This window comes from Romboutsia sp. (assembly GCF_051659545.1).
Classification (GTDB): Bacteria; Bacillota; Clostridia; order Peptostreptococcales; family Peptostreptococcaceae; genus JBOFOR01.
The window spans coordinates 1-22,667 of the sequence record NZ_JBOFOR010000199.1 but is presented as its reverse complement, the minus strand read 5'-3'; the positions used below and the strand labels follow the sequence as shown (position 1 = coordinate 22,667).

Below are 22,667 nucleotides of genomic sequence, written 5' to 3'. Positions count from 1 at the left end.
ATTCACCTACTTAATCTTAGAAACTATTGCATTCCATTCGCCTAAAGATTGAACTTCTATTATTTCTAGTCCATTTTCTTCTAGCGCTGCTTTAACTTCATCTACTTTAGCATGTATTATACCTGAAGATATAAATACTGCATCGTCTTTCATAAAATGTTTTATATCTTTAGCTAATAATTTTATTATGTCTGCTATTATATTAGCTATAACTATATCAGCTTTATCATGCACTACTTCCATTAAGTTCCCATGCATTGCAACAATTTTATCACAAACATTGTTTAATTCTATATTTTCTTTTGATACTCTTACTGCAACTTCGTCTAAATCTACTGCTAGTATATCTTTTGCACCAAGTTTTGCTGCTGCTATTGCAAGTATTCCACTTCCACATCCAATATCAAAAACTTTAGTGTCTTCTTTAACATATTTTTCTAATTGTTGTATGCACATTGTAGTTGTTTCATGTGTACCTGTTCCAAAAGCCATACCTGGGTCTAACTCTATTATTAAATCGCCTTCTTGCTTTTCATATTCTTCCCAAGTTGGTTTAACAACTACTTTTTCTCCTATTTTTGTTGGTTTATAGTAATTTTTCCACTCATTTGCCCAATCTTCTTCATCTACCTGAGAAAGTTCAACTATAGCTTCTCCTATATCTATTCCAAATTCTTTTAATCCTTGTATTTTTTCTCTTATTATGTTTATATCTTCTGTTACATCTCTTTCTTCTGTTATGTAAGTTTTTATTATTACGCCGTCATATCCACTATTGAATATTTCTTCTTCAACAAAATCCCAATCGTAGTCATTTTTCTTTTGGAATTTAAAATCCTTAGGATCTTCTATAGATACTCCACCTACATTTTGTTCATATAATATATTAGTTATAGCTTCAACTGCTTCTGTTGAAGTTTTTATAGTAATTTCAGTCCATTTCATTTATTTGGTACACCTTCCTTATAAAATTATCTTATTTTTCATAAATTTTATTATATCATAATTATTATTATCTTTTACATAATTCTTTAGTCTATTTTAGATATAGATATGTGAAAATTCATTTTGCTTAATATGCTAACATCGGTATATCTATGGAATTGTATATAAAATTACTCTACGAGTTTTTCTTTGCAACATCTTAGGTATTAGTATACAATAAGATATATATTTAATAAAAAAGTGGGGGAGATTTTTTTTATGAACAATATAGAATCACTACAACTATACAAAGACTTGTTGTTAACTTCTGATACATACTCAAATCTACAATTAAGAAATGATATTAAAGAAATAGAATCTAATAGAAAACTTCATTCAAGACTTAACCAATATCATTCTAATATGGATGATATTAATAATAAATGTACCTTTATTTTTCATAAAACTAAAGAGGATATTAAAGATTTAGATACTCAAGGGATAGAAAATGCAATAATTTCTTTAAATACTTTTTCTAGTAAAAGATATCGCTTATTAAAGGAACTACCTATAGAATCTACAACTACCAAAGCAGTTCTATTTTCAACTATTGATGAGTTAATACTTATAAATGAGTCTATAGAAAATAAAGATTATTTAAACAATCAATCTGATTTTTTATACCTATATAAGAAAGTAACCGCTAATGCATTTGCTACTTTCTTAGCCTTAAAAGAAATGGAATTAGATGAAGATGCTATGAATGCTTTTTCACAGGCAATTTTTAATCAAATCAAGGTAGTATCTATGATAACTTCGTAAAAATCTACTTCGCTTGAGCGACCTGTCGGCGAAACACTTCATATCGCCAATGGCTCTGCGCATTGCTAAAAAACCCAGCTATACAAATGTATTTGCTGGGTTTTCTTATTACTTTTTTTTAAACATATTTTCAATTTTTTGACCAAATGTACTTTTCTTTTCGTGAACGTCTTCTCCACATTCTTTAGCAAAATCTCTTAGTAACTCTTTTTGTTTTTCATTTAATTTTTTAGGCGTATCAACTATAACTTTTACATATTGATCACCTCTTGAATTACCTCTAAGTTTAGGTATTCCTTTTTCTCTTAACCTAAACACAGTACCTGTTTGAGTTCCTTCTGGAATAGTGTACTTAACCTTACCATCTAAAGTAGGTACTTCGATTTCATCTCCAAGCGCAGCTTGTGCAAATGTTATTGGCATATCAAAGTAAATATCATATCCTTCTCTTGTGAACAACGTGTGATTCTTAACGTTTATAACTAGATATAAATCTCCTCTTGGTCCACCTTTACTTCCAAGTTCTCCTTGAGCTGAAAGTTTTATCATTTGACCATCATCTATACCTGCTGGTATATCCACTTCTATGGTCTTAACTTTTCTCGTACTTCCCGCTCCTTGACATTTTGGACATGGTGATTCTACAACTTCACCTTCTCCTTGACATGTAGAACATGTTCTAGAGCTTGCAATGTTTCCAAATGGAGTTCTTTGAACTGTTCTAACTTCTCCTGCACCATTACATGTTGGACAAGTTTTCTTTGATGTTCCAGCTTTTGAACCAGTTCCATGACACTCATTACATTCTTCACTTCTATTTACTTTTATCGATGTACTCTTACCAAATGCAGCTTCTTCGAAAGTTATATCTATACTTTGCCTCATATCAGCTCCGCGCTCAGGACCTCTTCTTCTAGGTCTTCCGCCACTGAAGCCTCCGCCAAACATATCTCCGAATATATCTCCAAATACGTCTTCAAATCCGCCAAATCCTTGACCTCCGAAGCCTTGGCCACCAAATCCACCTTGACCATTTACTCCTGCATGACCAAATTGGTCATAAGTTTGCCTTTTTGTACTATCTGATAACACTTCATAAGCTTCGTTTATTTCTTTAAACTTGTCTTCTGCTTCTTTGTTATCAGGATTTCTATCTGGATGGTATTGCATAGCTAATTTTCTGTAAGCCTTTTTTAATGTTTGCTCATCAGCATTCTTATCTACACCTAATACCTCATAGTAGTCTCTTTTAGTACTCAATTATCGTCACCACCTTTATATTACAAAAACAATAGCTTGTAGAATATCATAACTACAAGCTATTATCATTATTTTTTTAAGCATTATTCTTCATTCTTTAATGATATCATGCTTATGAAAAGATACTCTTTTCTCTATATTAATTATATACAAATATCTTTATTTGTAAAACTTATTTTTCGTCATTTACTTCTGTAAAATCTGCATCCACTACGTTATCATCTTGTGCTGCACCTTGAGTTGGTTCTTCTTGTGCCTCTGCACCTTGAGCACCTGCTTGTTGGTACATTTGCTCAGATACTTTATGGAATTTATTCATAACTTCTTCTATAGCTTTGTTTATTTCTTCTGCATTTGAATCTTCTTTGTCTTTAATAGATTTTAATTCTGTTAATGCAGCTTCTATAGCACTCTTATCTTCTGCACTTACTTTTTCTTCAACTTCTTTTAAAGTTTTTTCTGTTTGATATATAGTAGAGTCAGCGTGGTTTACAGCTTCTATTTTATCTTTCTTTTGCTTGTCTGCTTCAGCATTCATTTCAGCTTCTTTTACTTTTTGTTGTATTTGCTCTTCACTTAAGTTAGTTCCTGAAGTTATAGTTACTTTTTGCTCTTTTCCTGTTCCTAAATCTTTAGCAGTAACATGAACTATACCGTTAGCATCTATATCAAAAGTAACTTCTATTTGAGGTATTCCTCTTGGCGCTGGTGGTATATCTGTTAATTGGAATCTACCTAAAGTAGTATTATCATAAGACATACTTCTCTCACCTTGAAGAACGTGTATATCAACAGCAGTTTGATTGTCTGCAGCAGTTGAGAATACTTGAGACTTCTTAGTTGGTATTGTAGTGTTTCTTTCTATTATCTTAGTCAATACGTTACCCATAGTTTCTATACCTAAAGATAATGGAGTAACATCTAGAAGTAATAAGTCATTAACTTCACCAGTTAATACACCAGCTTGTATAGCCGCACCTACTGCAACACATTCATCTGGGTTTATTCCTTTGTGAGCTTCTTTACCTATGAATTTTTTAACTGCTTCTTGAACTGCTGGTATTCTTGTTGAACCACCAACTAATAATACGTCATCTATTTCAGAAGTTGAAAGTCCAGCATCTTGTAATGCTCTTCTTGTTGGCTCCATAGTTTTTTCTACTAAGTGAGCTGTTATTTCATCAAATTTAGCTCTTGTTATATCTATCGTTAAGTGTTTTGGTCCTTCAGCTGTAGCTGTTATAAAAGGTAAGTTAATGTTAGTTGACATCGTTGATGATAACTCTTTTTTAGCCTTTTCAGCAGCTTCTTTTAATCTTTGAAGAGCCATTTTATCATTTCTTAAATCTACACCTTCAGCTTTTTTAAATTCATCAGCTAAATAATCTATTACTATTTGATCAAAGTCATCTCCACCTAATCTGTTGTTACCAGCAGTAGCTAAAACTTCAAATGTTCCATCTCCAATTTCAAGTATTGAAACGTCAAATGTTCCTCCACCTAAGTCAAATACTAATATTTTCTTTTCTTGATCTAATTTATCCATACCATAAGCTAGTGCTGCAGCAGTTGGTTCGTTTATTATTCTCTTAACATCTAATCCAGCGATTCTACCTGCATCTTTAGTTGCTTGTCTTTGAGCGTCTGTAAAATATGCTGGAACTGTTATAACAGCTTCCGTAACTGGTTGACCTAAGTAAGCTTCTGCATCTGCTTTTAATTTTTGTAAAGTTATAGCAGATATTTCTTGTGGCGTATAAGCCTTACCATCTATGTTTACTTTATGTTCAGTTCCCATATGAGTTTTTATTGATATTATAGTTTTATCAGCATTTGTAACTGCTTGTCTTTTTGCTGGTTCTCCTACTATTCTTTCACCATCTTTAGTAAATGCTACTACAGATGGAGTAGTTCTCATACCTTCTGCATTAGTTATTACTTGTGGTTCTCCACCTTCTAATACTGCAACACATGAATTAGTTGTTCCTAAATCTATTCCTATTACTTTTCCCATTGTGATTTCCTCCTACTTATTATAAATATTAATATTTTTTTAATATTTAACCTTCATATATTTCTTATACTTCATATACAATGAAGAGTTTATAACTTTATTAACACGAAACTTTAACCATACTTGGTCTTAATACTTTAATTCCTAATTTGTATCCTTTTTGTAGTACTTCTACTACATGGTTTGGTTCTACTCCATCTACACTATCTTGCATAACTGCCATGTGTAAATTAGGATCAAACTCACAACCCTTAGCTTCTATTTCTTCAACTCCAAATTTTGATAATGTACTTTGAAGTTGCTTGTATACTAAATCTATACCTTGGAACATGCTATTTTCTTTGTCTTCACATGCATCTAATGCTCTTTCCATGTTGTCTATAACAGGTATCAAATCATTAAGTATTTTTTCATTAGCAAATATACCGATGCTTTCTTTTTCTTCTTGAGTTCTTCTTCTATGGTTTGAATAATCTGCTTGAAGTCTTTTATATTGATCGTTTAACGAATCAAATTCTTCTTGAAGCTTCTTTTCTTGTAATTTAGAGTTTATATCAGATACATTATCTTCTATAATTTCGTCCTCTTGGCTTTCAACTTTAGCTTCCACTTCTTCTTCTTGATTTGCTAAAGTATCTTTTTCTAATTCTTCTTGTTGTATATTTTTTTCTTCCAAGATACTACACCCCTTAGCTTATTTTTAAGTAATTTAATATTTTATTGTTTTTTATTAAACAACATACTCATATAATTTACTATTGCGTAAATCCTCGAGTAATCCATCCTTGTAGGCCCTATAAAACTTATTTTTCCCACTAAGTCTTTGTCTATATTATACGTAGCAGTTACTACACTATAATCTTGAGCTATTTGGCAATCATTATCACTACCTATGACTATATTTATATTATCCTTTTGTATGCCTTTTGACTTAATCATACTTTCGATAGTTTCTTTCTTTTCAATCATTTTTAAAAATGATTGCGCTTTTAAGATATCGTTAAATTCTGGATAACTAAATATATTCGTAGCTCCACTTAAAGAAAATAAAAGTTCTTCTTCAGGCATATCAAAGTTTAGCGCACTTATAAGTTGATCTATAAGCGAAGAGTACTCACTTATTTCATATTTTATAAATGCTATTAATCTATCATCTAAATCAGTTATACTTTTACCTGATAGTTTTTTAGTAATACTATCAGAAATTATATTCAACTTAGACTGATCTAGGTAAACATTAGTAGCAATATTAGCATTTTTTATATCACCTTTGTTAGTTACAACTATTAACAAAATCTTGTTATCACTTAAGTTTACTAGTTGTATGTGTTTTATAACACTTTGATTGGCTAAACTGTTAGCTACAGCTACTGTAGTATAGTTCGTAAGCTGAGATAATAACTTAGAAGTCTCTTGAATCAAATCTTTAATGTGACTTACATTGTCCATTACACATTTTTCAATTAGCACTTTTTCTTCATTACTTAACTCACTTTGCCCCATCAACAAGTCTACATACAACTTATATCCTTTTTCTGATGGCACTCTACCTGCAGAAGTATGTGGTTGAATAAGATAGCCTAACTCTTCTAAATCAGCCATTTCGTTTCTTATAGTTGCTGCACTAATTCCTAAATCATATTTTTTAGATATGGTTCTAGACCCTACGGCCTCAGCCGTCTCTATATAATCTTTAACTATAGCTCTGAGGATATTTAGTTTTCTATTGTTAAGCTCCATATTTCATCTCCTCGTTGTTAGCACTCGCTAACTTTGAGTGCTAAAAAGATTATATATATTATATATCATTTTTTTTAAATTTTGTCAACACTATTTCAATCAATTCATAAATTCAACAAACACCGTATTTGATATCTCTCTTCCTTTTTGAGTTAATTTTATCCCATCACTAGTTTCTTTTATAAGTTCTTTTTCCATTAGTTTTTCAATTTCTTTACTATACTTTTGTTTAAAGTCTAAAGAAAATTCTTTTTTAAAGTCTTTAAATTTTATCCCTTCATTCATTCGAAGTCCCATAAATATTTTTTCTTGTATTCTGTCTTCTGCTTTTAAAGTTTCTACACTCTCTATAGGCTTTTCATTTTTTAAAAGTTTGTTATGGTATTCTTCTAAACTTTCTACATTCTTGTATCTATAATCATTTATATATCCCGAAGCTCCTGGTCCTAAACCTATATAATGCTTACATTTCCAATATAATATATTATGATTACACTCAAGCCCATCTTTTGCATAATTAGATATTTCATATTGATTATATCCTTTTGATTTTAAATAATTTATTGTATAGTTGTACATTTCTATATCCGTGTCTTCATCAGTTAAATTAAATTCATTATTTTCATACATTTTGTGTAGTTCTGTACCTTCTTCTAATATAAGAGAATATGCCGAAATATGTGACGGATTTAATTCGGTTATTTTAGCTAAAGTTTCTTTCCAATCGTCAGTTTTTTGATTAGGAAGAGCATACATTAAATCTATATTTATATTTTTGAAGCCTATTTTTAAAGCTTCCTTATAGTTTTTTTCAAATTCATCATAAGTATGTATTCTACCTATAGCCTTTAATTGGTTATCTTGTACTGTTTGTAACCCTATACTAAGCCTATTTATTCCAGATTCTTTCATTGCTTTTAGTTTTTCTAATGTTAACGTTCCCGGATTACACTCCATGGTTATCTCTGCATCTTGTTTTATTTTGAAATTTTGTTTTATACTCTCAAATAATGTTTTTATTTCATAACTATCTAATATGCTTGGAGTTCCTCCTCCTATAAAAACACTAGTTATTTCTTCATCATTCTTTTTTAATTCTTTTTTATATAAACTCATTTCAATCGTTAAATCTTCTATATATCTATTTTTTAAATCTTTATCCAATTTGTAAGAATTAAAATCGCAATAGTTGCACTTTTTTATACAAAACGGAATATGTACATATAATCCAAACATTTCATATTTCCTTTCTCTATATAATATCCAACTTAAATTATACATTTTTACTCTATTTCTTTCTATAATTTATCTTAAATATATTTTTTGTCAATAAAACCCTTTACAAAATAGATTTTTATTTTTTATCTACTTTCATAAAGGGTAGTTATTTTTATTTATTTATTCTATTTTTACTAGTTACTGAATAAACTGGTAGCCCAATTAAAGTTATCAGTATTCCACCCACTGCAATTAGTGTCGATGTAATTAATTGATTTACTATAACAAATAATCCACCTGTTATAGCTATAAGCGGTATAATTGGATATAACGGAACTTTATATGGTCTTTCTAATTCTGGCTTGTCTTTTCTAAGTTTTATCACTCCTATAAATGTAAAAACGTAGAATACCCATATTATAAATACAGTTAAGTCTGTTAATAAGTTAAATTGTCCTGATAGAGCGTATAATGATGCTAAAATAGCTATCAACCAAATTGAATTTGATGGTGATCCACCTTTATTCAACTTTTCAAAAATTTTACTACCAGGCAGTATTCCAATTGTAGCTAATGCATAAGGTACTCTTGGTCCAGTTAATAAATATCCATTTAGTGCTCCAAACACAGATATTAATATACCTACGGTTATAATTTTGCCTCCAATTGGTCCAAATATGCTATTTGCTACTAGTGCTGCTGGTGCTGTTGCTGTTTTTAATTCTGCTGCTGGTACAACCCATAAATAAGCTATGTTTATAATAATGTAGACTGCCATAACTATAGATAATCCACCAACAATAGCTCTTGGTAAGTCTTTACCTGGCTCTTTCATTTCTCCAGCTATTGCTCCTACATTTATCCATCCATCATAAGCAAATAGAGTCGCTATTAATACAGAACCTAACGCTCCCCCAACACTTACACCTGGACCTACTAAAGGCTCTATAATTGGATTTCCATTACCTTTTATAAATCCAAATGTAATTATTAAAATTAGTGGAACTAATTTACATATTGTAGCTATTGTTTGTATTGTTCCTCCTAGAGATGAACCTACTGTATTAATTAATGCTATTAATAGAATCACTCCTATTGCTACAGGTAAAACTATGCTCATTTGAGTTGAAGAATAACCCATTAACTCAGCTACTTGTTGGGCAAAAACAACAGCTAATGCGGCTACTGTTCCTGGGAAAAATAAAACAGTTTGCATCCATCCTGTTAAAAACCCTAATTTTTCTCCATATATTTCTTCAATATAAACCATCATACCACCAGTTTTAGGTATTGCTGCTGATATTTCTGCTGCTGTTAAACCTGCTGTTACTGTTATGATTCCACCTAAAACCCATGCTATAATACCTAATCCTGGCCCTCCATTTGTTGAAGTATATATCGCTTGAGGTTTAAAGAATACACCCGAACCTATAACCATACCTACAACTGTCGAAAGTGCCGCTGACAACCCTAATGTTTTTTTAAGTTCATTGCTCACAACTTTCCTCCTTACTATTTCATGAGTATGTATAAAAAAAGTCTTTCTTTTTAATTTTAAAGATGACTTTTTTATACATTTATTATTGCCATTATTTATTTAATTATTAAAAATTAAATTATATATAAAAAAATGGGAGAATGCATATGCATCTCCCATTTTTTTATAGTTTATATTCAATTTAATTATTATTCATCTAACTTTAGTACTGACATGAATGCCTTTTGTGGAACTTCTACAGACCCTACTTGTCTCATACGCTTCTTACCTTCTTTTTGTTTCTCTAGAAGTTTCTTCTTACGAGATATATCTCCACCATAACACTTAGCAAGAACGTCTTTTCTAAGAGCACTTATAGTCTCTCTTGCTACTACTTTATTTCCAACTGCCGCTTGTATTGGCACTGGGAATTGATGTCTTGGTATTTCATTTTTTAACTTTTCACACATAGATTTACCTCTAGTGTATGCTCTAGTTTCATGTACTATAAAGCTAAGTGCATCGACTTGCTCTTTGTTTATTAATATATCAAGTTTAACAAGAGTAGAAGGAACATATCCTTTTATTTCATAATCTAAAGAACCATATCCTCTAGTTCTTGATTTAAGAGCATCAAAGAAGTCATAAACAACTTCGTTAAGTGGTAAATCGTAATGAAGCATAACTCTTTTTTCATCTATGTACTCCATATTTATCATGTTTCCACGTCTTTCTTGGCAAAGTTCCATCACTATACCAACATAGTCCTTAGGAACTATTATATCACCTTTAACTATAGGTTCTTCTATCATTCTAATTTCAGATACCTCTGGTAAGTTAGCAGGATTTTGTATCATTACAAGCTCTCCATCAGTTTTTGTTACTCTATATATAACAGATGGTGCCGTTGTTATAATATCAAGATTAAATTCTCTTTCTAATCTTTCTTGAATTATTTCCATGTGTAAAAGCCCTAAGAAACCACATCTAAAACCAAACCCTAAAGCTGCTGATGTTTCAGCTTCAAACTCAAGAGCTGCATCATTTACTTGTAATTTTTCAAGTGCATCTCTTACATTTTCATACTTTTCACCTTCTCCTGGGTATATACCACAGTAAACCATTGGAGTAGCTTTCTTGTATCCTGGCATAGGATCATCAGTAGGGTTATCTGCATCTGTTATTGTATCCCCTACATGACAACTTCTTATATCTTTTATACTTGCTGCAATATATCCAACATCTCCAGCACAAAGCTCATCAAGTTCTGTTTGACCTGGAGCCATAACTCCAACTTCAGTTACCTCGAACTTCTTGTTAGTATTCATCATTCTTATTATCGTACCTTTTTTAACGCTACCTTCAAATACTCTAACATAAGCTACAACACCTTTGTATGCATCATAATAAGAGTCAAATATTAAAGCCTTTAAAGGCTCTTCTTTATCTCCACCTGGAGCAGGTATGTTTTTAACTATAGCTTCTAATACATCTTCTATATTTAATCCACTCTTAGCAGATACAAGAGGAGCTTCACTTGCGTCAATACCTATTATATCTTCTATTTCTGTTTTTATTTCATCTGGTCTAGCACTTGGTAAGTCTATCTTATTTATAACTGGTAATATTTCTAAATCTTGATCTAATGCTAAATATACATTAGCTAAAGTTTGAGCTTCAACACCTTGAGCCGCATCTACTACTAATAATGCTCCCTCACATGCTGCTAAACTTCTTGAAACCTCATAACTAAAGTCTACATGTCCTGGTGTATCTATAAGATTTAAATAATATTCATTTCCATCCTTAGCTTTATATACTAATCTTATGTTCTGTAACTTTATAGTGATTCCTCTTTCTCTTTCAAGATCCATGTTGTCTAATAATTGAGCTTTCATGTCTCTGTCACTAACAAGTCCTGTCTTTTGTATTAATCTATCAGCTAAGGTAGACTTACCGTGATCTATATGCGCTATTATACTAAAATTTCTAGTTCTACTTTGTTTACTGTCCACCTTGTTTCCTCCTTTATTATTTATCATAACTTTTATTTTATAATATATCCTCTTCTATGTAAATAACTGTTGTTTCATAAATTAAAAAACTTTAATTATAAATATTAAAATAAGACTTATTTTTATAAGTCTCATTTTAATATTATTTATTAAATTGTTTTATTATATTTACGCTAATTTCATTTATTTCTTTAATTTTTTCATTTAATATAGCTTGTACCTTTACTGAGTTTATGTTTAAGCCTCCACTCGTTTCTCCTAGCATAATTTTAGCATTTCTATCTATTATATATGCACAAAGAATTAAATTTGCAGTCATAGTTAAAATAAATAGTATTTTACTTATAAAGCTAAACTTTCTCATTTTAAAATTTCTTGTTTCAATATTTTCTCGCCTACTCATTTTAATCACCTAGTAAAGTTTTACTATTTATTTTGTTTGAAATATTCATCCAATACACTTGCTACATACTTTGCAGTAGCTTTAGCTTCTTCTGTGCTAGTTGCATTACTTCCTATTTCTATTAGCATATGGTCTTTAGCTATGTATTGATTAAATTTACCATATGGTTTTTCTACTACTGGAAGTACTAATCCTGGATATTTTTTTTGGGCTAATGAAGTTATACCTTCTGCTACTTTTCTTACATGATCTACATTAGGGTTTTTTTGTCCTACAACTAAAAAGAATTTAGCTACTTTTTCTCCATTTATAGTGGTTGTAAATTTTGCTTCTTCTTTTTTCTTTGTATTTTCATCTGTTAAGTCCTTTCCTTCTCTATGTAAATCAATCGCAATATCTACACTAGGATATTGTGGCATTATTTGGTTTATAGTCTTTAAACTACTTGCATAAGCTCCATTATAAGATGGATAATCATTATATTTAGTAGTATGAACTACTCCCCAACCTAGATTAGTAAGTTGGTCAGTTAATTCTTTACCTACTGCCATTACAGAGTTTGGTTTATCTTGTGAATGATAGTTTCCGCTCGGTGAATTAGAATAAGTTTCACAAGAGTGAGTATGATATATTAATATTCTAGGATTTTCCTTAGTAACTCTTATGTCATTTTTGTATTGGGTGTCACTTGTAGCCGTTTTATTATCTTTATTTACAATTGGCACATTTTCTTCCCCTATATGAACTTTTATATAATCTTTATTTTGATCAGGTACATCCTTTTTATTCTCATTATTGTTACTTTGTGTGCTGTCAGTAGTGCTTGACTCTGGGTATGATGAATTTATTAAATATTTAAGAAAATCATCTTTATCCATTGCATAGGACGATACTGGTAAAATACAAACTAACACATAGGCTATACAAACTGCCTTAATGCGTTTTTTTAACATTTTTTCTCCTCCTTATTTGGTGATCCTACCTGGATGAAGAGACCTATTTAAACCTTCGCTTATTATTATCGATAAATTTTCAATCGTTTCATCTATATCTTTCGGTGTTACTATTAAGTTTTTATCGTATGGTTCTAATGAATCTTTTATAAGATGATATTTCTCTTCTTCTTTAAGTTGCTTTAACATATTATAAAAACCTTCAGTCTCCTTAGACTGAGACATTAGATTATCAATAGCCATATCTAGTACATCTATAGTAAGTGTTGCCGCATCTACTACTGTAGGTACCCCTATAGCAATTACATCTACGCCTAAATAGTCTTTATTTAATGCTTTTCTTTTGTTACCAACTCCTCCTCCTGGTGATATTCCAGCAGTTGAAATTTGTATCGTAGTATTCACTCTTTCCATTTTTCTTGAAGCTAAAGCATCTATTGCTATTACCCTATCTGGTTTGATTTTATCCACTATTGATTTTACTATTTCACTAGTTTCTATTCCTGTAAGCCCCATAACTCCTGGACTTAAACCACTAACTTCTGTAAAGTCATCATCATAATCTTTATTATAATTCTTGAATATATGTCTAGTTACTAATGTTTTAGATACTGATTTAGGACCTAGTGCATCTGATGTTATGTTCCAGTTACCAAGACCTATAACTAACGTCTTCTTTGTCTTATCATCTCCTAGTATTTCTACCAATTCGTCTTTTAAGTATGTTATTACTTCTTCTCTTGATTCATCATCATCAAACTTCATAAGATTACTTTCTAGTGTTACATATTTCCCTATTCCTTTATTCATTATTTGAGAACCTTGTTCATCTATAATTTCAACCTTTGTAACTATACAATTTTCTAGCTCCTTTGTATCTACCTTTACACCTGGTATTTCTGAAGCTTGTTCACTTTCTTCATATATTTCCCTTGCTTCTAATGCCAAGTCTGTTCTTCTAGTAATCATATTAAACCTCCAAGTACAATTTAAATGCTAATAATAATTGTTAACAAATTTTAGTATTTTATAACAAAAAAATATATTTTTGTAAATTCTTGAATATTTCATTTGTATGTTGTAAATTACTTTTATATGGGTTATAATTTAAAAAGTCAAAAGAAAAGATATTATATAAAAACTTATAAATAATTATCCTTGATTTTTAGATTGATTTCTGTTAAAATCTAATATGTTGACGATAAATATAATAAAAAAACACACGAGGGGGTGAACACGGTGGCAAATATAAAATCAGCTAAAAAGAGAATAAAAGTTATCGAAAAGAAAACTGCTTTAAATAGAGCTAGAAAATCTCAAGTTAAAACTGCAATAAAAAGATTCGAAGAAGCTGTTACTGCAGGTAATAGAGATGAAGCTGTATCAAGATTCCAATATGCTCAAAAGAGAATATGCCAAGTAGCTTCTAAAGGAACTATACACAAGAACGCTGCTGCTAGAAAAGTAGCTAAATTAGCTCAAAAATTAAACGGAATGAACGCTTAATTATCCGTTTATAATATTAATAGATATAACCCTTTGATTTTATCAAGGGGTTTTTACTTTAAACATATCTATTTTCAAAAAAATCTTAGTAAAGTATAACTCTTTATACTTTACTAAGATTTTTTTATTTTTAACTTATTTTATTTTTACAATATTTACTAATCAATATTTCTATTGCTAATGTATCTCTAATAAGACCGTTTTTTATTTTATAATCACTTTCTAATATATAATTCAACATATCTATAATTATATCATCAGAAAAATTATTCGCCTGTTTTAATGCTTTACCTGCTACAAAAGGATGTATTTTTAGTCTTTCTGATATAACTTTAGAGGTATACCCTTCCTGTTGTAACTGCCTAACTTGCATAACAACTTTAAACTGCCTAGCTACCATTGCAAATATACCTAACACAGACTCTCCTTCTTGAATCATATCATTTAAGATAGTCATAGCATTTGAAGATTTTCTTTCTCCCAAATAATCTATTAATTTAAAAATGTCATTTTCAACTTTTTTCTGCGATAATTTTTGTATTACACTATTTGTTACTTTATTTTCTTTACCTACAAAAGAACTTATTTTATTTATTTCATTTTCTAAATCCGATAATGTTTTTTCACTGCTCTTATCTCTATATCCTTCTTGATCTATAAAATACATTACTTGAGGGTTATCTATTATAACTTTATTAATATCAAATTTCTTTTTTACCCATTTGAACAAATCCATATCAGATAATTTATCACAATTAAATACTATTCCTTTTTTATCTATTTTTTTCACTAAACTTTTTCTTTTATCAACGTCTCCATATACAGCAAAAACTAACACTGTAGTATCTGGTATATTGTCTAAATGTTCAGTTAAATATTTTTCATCGCTATCAGTAAGATTTTTTTTCTTTCCTTTTAATAATTCAAAATCTTTTATTATTACTATCTTTTTTTCATCCATAAAAGGTACAGTCTCTATAGAACTTATAACTTGATCTATTGTAGTTTCTTTACCATCTATAACATCTAAATTGAAATCTATCATACCTTCATTTAATGTTGACTTAAATACCTTTATAGTATTTTCTATTAAATAGTATTCTCTACCATAAAAAAGATACATATTTTTCAAGTCTTTATTTTTAATATTACTTATAATATCCTTGTAATTCATTTGCCTGCTCCTTCATAACCTTCAATTCTTTATAAACCATATACGAAAATACTGTAACATAATAAATTACCACCAAATATATACTCGGTTTATCTATTTCAATATATGAAAATTTAAAATTGCTTAGTTTTTCTAATAAAAAATATATTACGTTTATTATTCCTTTATTAAAATAAGCTACTAATTTAGCTATTCCTATATTTATTTTAAATAAAATTAAACTTATAATACTTAAATACATTATAAGCCCTATGAATGGTACAATTACCATGTTGCTAATAATAGATATTACGGGAATACCTTTAAAATTATAATATATTATAGGCAAAGTTAATATATTTGAAGCTAATGTCAATGATATTAAACTTACCTTTAATTTATTATTTATACAACCATAGAAATATATTATAGACAATGTAGCTAGAAAAGACAATTGAAAACTTATATTATATATAATATATGGATTATTTATTACTAAAAACATACCAATTAGAGATAAAGTAGATATTCCATCTCTTTTTTTATCAATAAAAATTGCAGAATATAAAATTATTGTAAAAGCAATAGCTCTCACAATAGAAGGAGATGTACCTACCATCATACAATACAATACCATTATAATAGATACTACTATTAATTTAGATACTTTATTTATTCCTCCTATTATATAAGATATTAATACACAAAGTATAGTTGTATTCATTCCTGATATAGCTATAATATGACTAGTTCCAGTTCTGCTAAACATTTCTAATTCATCTGTACTTAAATCTTCTTTCTGACCTAAGTATAAGGAGTTTATAAAATCTGAGTTTTTCTTATATAAATATCTAGTTGTATTACTAATATAATTCTTACTTTTCCCTAGATTAGTATATAATTTATTTTCACCTATTTTTTTATACTTATTAATATATATAAGACCTTTATATCCATTACTTTTTAAATATGTACCGTAATCAAAATCCTCATATTTCATATTATTTAAATTTTTAAATTTACCTTCTATATTTAATTCTTGTCCCACAGTAAAATCTTTTTTTCTAGAATAATCTTTAACTAAAAATTCTCCTATTTTGTATTCATCATATCTAGCTTTTATTCTTTTCTCTTTAACAATACCGTTTATTTTAACAGATTTATTATCATAAGTTTTATCTAAATTTTCTTTTTTTGTGTAAAATAAAGCTACGCATAACACAAAAATGAATAGCACTAATAATGGCCTCCTCATTTTACCTCCTAAACATTCACTTTTTACTTTGATTATTTTCAATTGTACATTTTTTAAACTAAAAAAACTCAAATTACATAGAAAAATCATTTCTTTGTAATCTGAGCCTTATTAATTTACTAATAGTAAGCTAAATTTAGTAGCACTAGTGTAATTTTTTTAAATTATTTTATTATCTTAAACTTAGAAGTTAATTTTATATCAGCCTTCTCTCTTATTGTATCCGCTTGATACTTAACCTTCTCTAATAGTTCTTTTTCATCTAAAAATAATATTTCTCTCTCCTTCATTAACCACTTTCCATCACATATAGTAGATTCTACATTTTGACTAGACATAGAATATACTATATTCCCTATTGGATTGTGCATTGGCAGAGAGTGTATGTCATTTCCATTTAAAATTATCACATCTGCCTTTTTACCAACTTCTAAGCTTCCTATTTCATTCTCCATTAAAGCACACTTAGCTCCATTTATAGTTGCCATCTCTAAAATTTGCTCTGCATAAACTACTTCTGGATTTAAGGTTCTTCCTTTGTGTATTAGGGATGTCAAATACATGTCTCTCATCATATCCATTCTATTATTAGAAGGTGCTCCATCAGTACCTATAGATACAGGTATTCCCTTGTGAAGCATTTCTGGTATAGATGCAAACCCTAATACAACCTTCATTGCTGCAGCTGGATTATGAGAAACTTTTACATTATTTAACCTAAATAAATCAAGTTCTCTGTTTGTTAACCAAACAGTATGAACAGCCAATAAATTAGGCCCTAAAACTCCTAATTCATTTAAATGTTCAACTGTACCAAATCCTTTACGAGTTTTAGCAAAATCTATTTCATCTGCAATTTCTGCTATATGCATGTGTATGCCTGTATTATATTTATCTGCTAATTCTTTAGTTTTAACAATTAATTCATCAGAATTATTAAATATAGTTCTAAGTCCAAACCATATCTTTACTCTCTCATTGCAAGTATTATTGAATTTCTCAAATAACTCCACTTGTGTATTTAACTCTTCTTCACAACTTTTTTGCCAAGCTTCAGGTAGACCTTCTCCATTATCCATAACTGATTTAGCTAAACAAGCTCTTATACCAGTCTTGTCCACTGCTTCTACCATAGCATCTACATATTGCCCACCTGATTCTAGAAATGTTGTTACACCTGATTTTATAAGTTCTACACAGCAAGCCGTAGAAGATATTAATGAATCCTTATAATCAAAACTACTTTCATAAGGCCATATTCTATCTCTTAACCATGTAAGTAAAGTTACATCATCTGCCATTCCACGACCTAGTTGTTGCGATAGATGAACATGAGTATTTACAAAACCAGGCATAAGTATTTTACCACAAGCATCATATACCTCTGCATTATTATTCACTAAACTTTTATCTACATTACCTACTGCTTTAATTATATTATCTTCTATTAATATACTTCCATTTTCATATATTTCTCTTTCCTTATTCATTGTTATTAAATAACAATTCTTTATGTATAATTGCTTCATATTATTCCCCCTATTGCGATTAGCTTAACATTAAGTTTACAACAGATAAAATACTTCTTATCCAGAATACCTTCGGTGAGTTTGTAAAAACTTATAGACCATACTACCATTATATATTTTTTTTCGTATTTTTTCCAATATTTTTTATTTATAGTTCGTGTATATTGAATTATTTATGCTGACAATTTTATCGGTATTAATTTCATAAACAGTTATCAACAGTTATGACTAAAATATGATTTTTTTAATAATAAATAAAGATACCAGTTGGTATCTTTATATGTATTCATTTATGTAGTTATCTTTTTTAATGAATATAGTTTTAAATAATTCTATTACATTTTCTTTTGTACTTGTTTTATCAATATCATTTAAAATAAGAGCTTCCTCTGTATCAATATAAGAGAATGCTAATTGAGTAATAGTATTTATATTAAACATTACATCATGATTTTCTTCTACTTTATTAACTTTTATTTTATTATTTTTTAAACTTATATTAAATACTCCGCTATTTTCACTTATAAATTCATCTTCTATATATAGATTAGCATCAATTTTTTTATTACTTTCTATGTATAAAGACTCTAAATATCCCTTTAAATTTACAACTCTTCCCATCATAAATGGTTTTATTTTTATGTCACAAGTTTTAGGATTATCTAATATAAATCTTATTTTATCATTTATAGGCGCAGAAATAGTTACTTTTTTACATTGAGTATTATGATTATATATGAATTTAAGCATAGATTTCAAAGCATCTACATTTTTATAAAACAAATCTCTTACAAACATATTCTCACCATTTAAAAAATAAGTTATATATCCTTGGTACCCATCTTCTTCATATATATACATATGTCCATCTTCGCTTTTTATTTCTTTGATTATATTTTCATAATAACTATCATCCCTTATTACATTTCCATTAACATTCTTTAAAAATAAGTTATTAATTTCAACTAAGTCGCCTATATGTTTTTTTTCTACTTTATGAAGCTTTCCTTTTAATTTAAATCTTCTAAGGTCTTCTATGTCTAAGTTGTATTCTAATTGGTCATAGCAGTGTTCATATCCATATTTTCTATAAAGTCTATAATCAATAGGCATAAGTATTGATACTAGTTGACCTTTTTTGTATAGTTCCTTTAATGAAAACTTCATTATATTCTTCATATATCCTCTACCTCTCACTTGAGGAAAAGTCGAAACTCCAACTACATAAGAAGTATCATATATTTTATTATTTAGCTTTATTTTATATTGGTTCAGTTGAAGAGATGATACAATCTCATCTCCCTCATCTAAAACAACTGTATTTCCCCTTTTGTACTTATTATTAAAGTAATAATCAACAAAAGATTGACCATCATTAAAACAATAATTCCACATTTCAATTATACTATCCGTCTCATTTTCTTTAGCATATCTTATTTTCATTATTATGCCTCCCTAACAGTATACTTTTCGACAAATCTAATTGGGTGATAAGAAAGTTTAGCCTTTCTAAGTCCAGGTATTCCTAAGTCTTCTTCACGATTTACAAATTCTACATTTTCAAATTCATTAACTATAAATTGTTGATTTATATACTGATATAAACCTCTTATGCTAGCATCCGCTTTTTCTATATGAACTAATGCCATATTGGAATTTAAATATTCACCCATAGTAAATGCAGCTAACTCTCCATCAATATATACTCCAGCTACTTTTAATTTATCTTTCAAGTTCTTGTAATCTTCAAATATTTTTTTTATACCAACTAACTCATCATCCATACCTTCATCATATTCATCATTATCTTCTTTAGTATCAGCCCATTTTTTCATTAAATTAAGACATTCATCAAAGTTTTCTTCATTTAATAATTTATATTCATATCTACCTTCATACTCTTTTAGAAAATAATTTAAGTGATTTCTTTTCTTTTGATTTTTCTTACCACCTAAAGTTCTTAAACTTTCCCCATCATATATATAATCAAACAAGTCTCTCTCTTCTGTGTAATCAAATTTTTGAGGATATCCTTCTTGTAATAAATCTGCGACTTCTTTTGTTATACCTCTAAAGTATATTTTTTTATTTGATTCTTTAAAGTGCTCTATTGTGAAATCTATAACCTCAGGAAGTTTTTCTTTTTTTGCTAATGGTAGTATAGAAAAACTATTACCTTCGTATTCAGCCATTATTATTGCAAAATCATCTCCTATATAATACTTAGTTTTATATACATGTTGCCATAAATATAAAGTTACAAAACAATATTCACACGCTTCATAATCTACCAAGTCAAAATATTTATCTAATTCTTTTTTTGAATTTATATTTACATCCTTAAAAATCATAAAATCCTCCTGTGTCGTCATAACTATTCGTTAACAACACTTTTTTAATTAATTTATATTCTATTTTGAATTATGTTTAAATTTCTTGTCAAAAATATAATATAGTTCATTAACTTATATTACCCAACTTATATTTTATATAAACATCTAATAAAAGAGGTGAAATTTTGAAAAAATTAAAACTATTTTCATTAATACTTATTATAATATCATTTTTATCCGGTTGTGGCAAAAACTACCTATTATCTATCCACATTATAGATGTTGGACAAGGTGATAGTATACTGATACAAACAGCTAGTTCAAAAAATATTTTAGTGGATGGAGGTAACGAAGATAGCTTCCATATAATAAAAAGTTATTTAAAAAAGCATAAAGTCAAATCACTCGATTTAATTATAGCTACTCACTTAGATTCTGATCATATTGGAAGCCTTGACAATATTATCAATACTTTCAACGTAAAATATTTATATACTCCTGAGGATACTTCAAATAGTGAATCTTATGAAAATCTCCTTACATCTTGCGAAAACAAAAATATCCCTATAAAATTTTTATATAAAGGAGATTCTCTAGAAATTGATAAAAATACAAGCTTAATAGTTTTATCTCCATCTTATATTCAAGAAGATAGTAATTTAAATTCAGTTGTCTTTAAGCTAGATTGTATAAACAAATCTTTTTTATTTACTGGTGACGCTGAAATTCCTAATGAATCAGATATTATAAATTCTTTTGATTTAGAGGATATAGATTTTTTAAAAGTAGGCCATCATGGTAGTAGTTCTTCAACTAGCGAAGCTTTTTTAAATGCTACAACTCCTGATGTTGCAGCTATATCTTGTGGCTATAAAAATCAATATGGTCATCCTCACAGAAAAGTCATAGATAATTTATCTAGAAATAAGGTTTTAACCTATAGAACAGATTTGCTTGGTGATATTGTATTTTATTGTGATGGAAATACAATACTTACTGATAAAAATTATAAAAGCAACTAGTGTACAAATTATATTTGTACCTAGTTGCTATAACTAATTATTTATTAAGTAAATCATTTATTACTACTGAGGCTATTATAAGGCCTCCTACAGAAGGTACAAAAGATACACTTCCTGGAGTTATTTTTTTACCAGTCATAATTTTTTGCTTTAATTCTTGAGGTTGCTCTGTAGAGTAAACCACCTTAAGTTTTTTTATTCTTCTATCTTTTAGTTCTTTTCTCATTACTTTTGCTAAAGGACACATACTAGTTTTGTGTATATCTGTAACCACTATTTTAGTAGGATCAAGCTTGTTTCCCATTCCCATAGAACTTACTATTTCTAAGCCTTTTGACTTACAAGTTTCTATTAAATGTATTTTTGAAGTTACCATATCTATAGCATCTACTACATAATCATAATCTTCTACTAAGATACTTTCACTAGTATCTTTATTATATTTTTCTTTTACTGCTTTTATGTTTATATTCGGATTAATATCTAAAATTCTGTCCTTCATAACATCTACTTTATATCTTCCAACAGTAGAATGTAGCGCTGGAAGTTGTCTATTTATATTAGTTATATCTACATCATCAAAATCTACTATAGTAAGATGGCCTACTCCAGCCCTTGCTATGGCTTCAGCCGCAAAACTACCTACGCCTCCAACTCCAAATACTATAACATTTGAATTTTTAAGCTTATCAACTCCATCTTCACCTATTATAAGACCAGTTCTTGTTGTAAAATTTTTTTCCATTTATACCATACTCCTAAAGTTATTTATTTTTGTGTAACAGAATATATTTTAATATAAATCCTATACAAAGGTAGGGAGGATTATTTTGAAAAAAATTATAAATCTGTTTTGTTTTTTACTTATAATAAATTTACTTATTTTATGTAACTTATTAATAAATAAATTTAACAATGATAGTTTATTGCCTGTTTCATATGCAAAAACTTTAATTCATGATAATGATAATTATAATTTAATATTGTCAATTTTAAAAGATACTAATAAAAATAATCTAATTAAATATGTAGATTATATAAAT

At 28.7% G+C, this 22,667-nt stretch carries 21 protein-coding genes; 4 read left to right on the top strand and 17 right to left on the bottom strand.

The genetic code is table 11. The features are described from left to right. Positions 1–6: 6 nt before the first annotated feature. Positions 7–945 (bottom strand): 50S ribosomal protein L11 methyltransferase, encoded by a 939-nt coding sequence (gene prmA, locus ACRC03_RS10810; protein WP_438652577.1) that lies wholly within the window; start codon positions 943–945, stop codon positions 7–9. Positions 946–1,203: 258 nt separating this feature from the next. Here prmA and ACRC03_RS10805 point away from each other — a divergent pair, with 258 nt between their 5' ends. Then, positions 1,204–1,746 carry a hypothetical protein gene (locus ACRC03_RS10805; RefSeq protein WP_438652576.1) on the top strand — a complete coding sequence of 181 codons (543 nt, stop codon included), beginning with the start codon at positions 1,204–1,206 and terminating at the stop codon, positions 1,744–1,746. Between the two features lie 108 nt (positions 1,747–1,854). Here ACRC03_RS10805 and dnaJ read toward each other — a convergent pair whose 3' ends face one another. From dnaJ to gpr, 10 genes are all read right to left on the bottom strand, one after another. Beyond that, a complete protein-coding gene (gene dnaJ / locus ACRC03_RS10800) occupies positions 1,855–3,006 on the bottom strand; it encodes a molecular chaperone DnaJ (RefSeq protein WP_438652575.1) in 1,152 nt (383 codons plus the stop codon). A 172-nt stretch (positions 3,007–3,178) separates the two neighbouring features. Continuing rightward, on the bottom strand, positions 3,179–5,020 hold the full coding sequence (dnaK, locus tag ACRC03_RS10795) for a molecular chaperone DnaK (RefSeq protein WP_438652574.1): 1,842 nt from the start codon (positions 5,018–5,020) through the stop codon (positions 3,179–3,181). Positions 5,021–5,120: 100 nt separating this feature from the next. Beyond that, on the bottom strand, positions 5,121–5,696 hold the full coding sequence (grpE, locus tag ACRC03_RS10790) for a nucleotide exchange factor GrpE (RefSeq protein WP_438652573.1): 576 nt from the start codon (positions 5,694–5,696) through the stop codon (positions 5,121–5,123). A 41-nt stretch (positions 5,697–5,737) separates the two neighbouring features. Then, positions 5,738–6,760 carry a heat-inducible transcriptional repressor HrcA gene (gene hrcA / locus ACRC03_RS10785; RefSeq protein ID WP_438652572.1) on the bottom strand — a complete coding sequence of 341 codons (1,023 nt, stop codon included), beginning with the start codon at positions 6,758–6,760 and terminating at the stop codon, positions 5,738–5,740. 99 nt (positions 6,761–6,859) lie between these two features. Next, positions 6,860–7,996, bottom strand: coding sequence for a radical SAM family heme chaperone HemW (gene hemW, locus ACRC03_RS10780; protein ID WP_438652600.1), 1,137 nt, complete (start codon positions 7,994–7,996; stop codon positions 6,860–6,862). Between the two features lie 154 nt (positions 7,997–8,150). After that, positions 8,151–9,476 (bottom strand): APC family permease, encoded by a 1,326-nt coding sequence (locus ACRC03_RS10775; protein WP_438652571.1) that lies wholly within the window; start codon positions 9,474–9,476, stop codon positions 8,151–8,153. Between the two features lie 188 nt (positions 9,477–9,664). After that, a complete protein-coding gene (lepA, locus tag ACRC03_RS10770) occupies positions 9,665–11,470 on the bottom strand; it encodes a translation elongation factor 4 (protein WP_438652570.1) in 1,806 nt (601 codons plus the stop codon). Between the two features lie 142 nt (positions 11,471–11,612). Next, positions 11,613–11,873, bottom strand: coding sequence for a hypothetical protein (locus tag ACRC03_RS10765; protein ID WP_438652569.1), 261 nt, complete (start codon positions 11,871–11,873; stop codon positions 11,613–11,615). Positions 11,874–11,896: 23 nt separating this feature from the next. Next, positions 11,897–12,826 carry a stage II sporulation protein P gene (gene spoIIP, locus ACRC03_RS10760; RefSeq protein ID WP_438652568.1) on the bottom strand — a complete coding sequence of 310 codons (930 nt, stop codon included), beginning with the start codon at positions 12,824–12,826 and terminating at the stop codon, positions 11,897–11,899. Positions 12,827–12,838: 12 nt separating this feature from the next. Beyond that, positions 12,839–13,795: a GPR endopeptidase gene (gpr, locus tag ACRC03_RS10755; protein ID WP_438652567.1), complete on the bottom strand. Its 957-nt coding sequence runs from the start codon at positions 13,793–13,795 to the stop codon at positions 12,839–12,841. Between the two features lie 270 nt (positions 13,796–14,065). Between gpr and rpsT the strand changes: the two genes are divergently transcribed. Further along, positions 14,066–14,332: a 30S ribosomal protein S20 gene (rpsT, locus tag ACRC03_RS10750; RefSeq protein WP_438652566.1), complete on the top strand. Its 267-nt coding sequence runs from the start codon at positions 14,066–14,068 to the stop codon at positions 14,330–14,332. Positions 14,333–14,462: 130 nt separating this feature from the next. On the opposite strand, the gene holA is transcribed toward rpsT, so the two are convergent. From holA to ACRC03_RS10725, 5 genes are all read right to left on the bottom strand, one after another. Then, the gene (holA, locus tag ACRC03_RS10745) at positions 14,463–15,506 is read right to left on the bottom strand and encodes a DNA polymerase III subunit delta (RefSeq protein WP_438652565.1); all 1,044 of its coding nucleotides are present in this window, start codon (positions 15,504–15,506) and stop codon (positions 14,463–14,465) included. Next, positions 15,481–16,740 carry a ComEC/Rec2 family competence protein gene (locus tag ACRC03_RS10740; RefSeq protein ID WP_438652564.1) on the bottom strand — a complete coding sequence of 420 codons (1,260 nt, stop codon included), beginning with the start codon at positions 16,738–16,740 and terminating at the stop codon, positions 15,481–15,483. The genes holA and ACRC03_RS10740 overlap by 26 nt, the downstream gene beginning before the upstream one ends. Before the next feature lie 164 nt (positions 16,741–16,904). Next, complete coding sequence (locus ACRC03_RS10735) at positions 16,905–18,269, bottom strand: amidohydrolase (RefSeq protein WP_438652563.1); 1,365 nt, start codon at positions 18,267–18,269, stop codon at positions 16,905–16,907. A gap of 276 nt (positions 18,270–18,545) precedes the next feature. Continuing rightward, entirely contained in the window at positions 18,546–19,712 is a 1,167-nt protein-coding gene (locus ACRC03_RS10730; RefSeq protein WP_438652562.1) for a GNAT family N-acetyltransferase, read from the bottom strand. 2 nt (positions 19,713–19,714) lie between these two features. Further along, a complete protein-coding gene (locus ACRC03_RS10725) occupies positions 19,715–20,620 on the bottom strand; it encodes a DUF2156 domain-containing protein (RefSeq protein ID WP_438652561.1) in 906 nt (301 codons plus the stop codon). A 167-nt stretch (positions 20,621–20,787) separates the two neighbouring features. Here ACRC03_RS10725 and ACRC03_RS10720 point away from each other — a divergent pair, with 167 nt between their 5' ends. Next, entirely contained in the window at positions 20,788–21,624 is an 837-nt protein-coding gene (locus ACRC03_RS10720; RefSeq protein ID WP_438652560.1) for a ComEC/Rec2 family competence protein, read from the top strand. A 37-nt stretch (positions 21,625–21,661) separates the two neighbouring features. Here ACRC03_RS10720 and ACRC03_RS10715 read toward each other — a convergent pair whose 3' ends face one another. Continuing rightward, positions 21,662–22,369, bottom strand: a complete 708-nt coding sequence (locus tag ACRC03_RS10715; RefSeq protein WP_438652559.1) for a tRNA threonylcarbamoyladenosine dehydratase — start codon at positions 22,367–22,369, stop codon at positions 21,662–21,664. An 85-nt stretch (positions 22,370–22,454) separates the two neighbouring features. Here ACRC03_RS10715 and ACRC03_RS10710 point away from each other — a divergent pair. Beyond that, on the top strand, positions 22,455–22,667 hold a 213-nt coding region (locus ACRC03_RS10710), incomplete at its 3' end, for a hypothetical protein (RefSeq protein ID WP_438652558.1).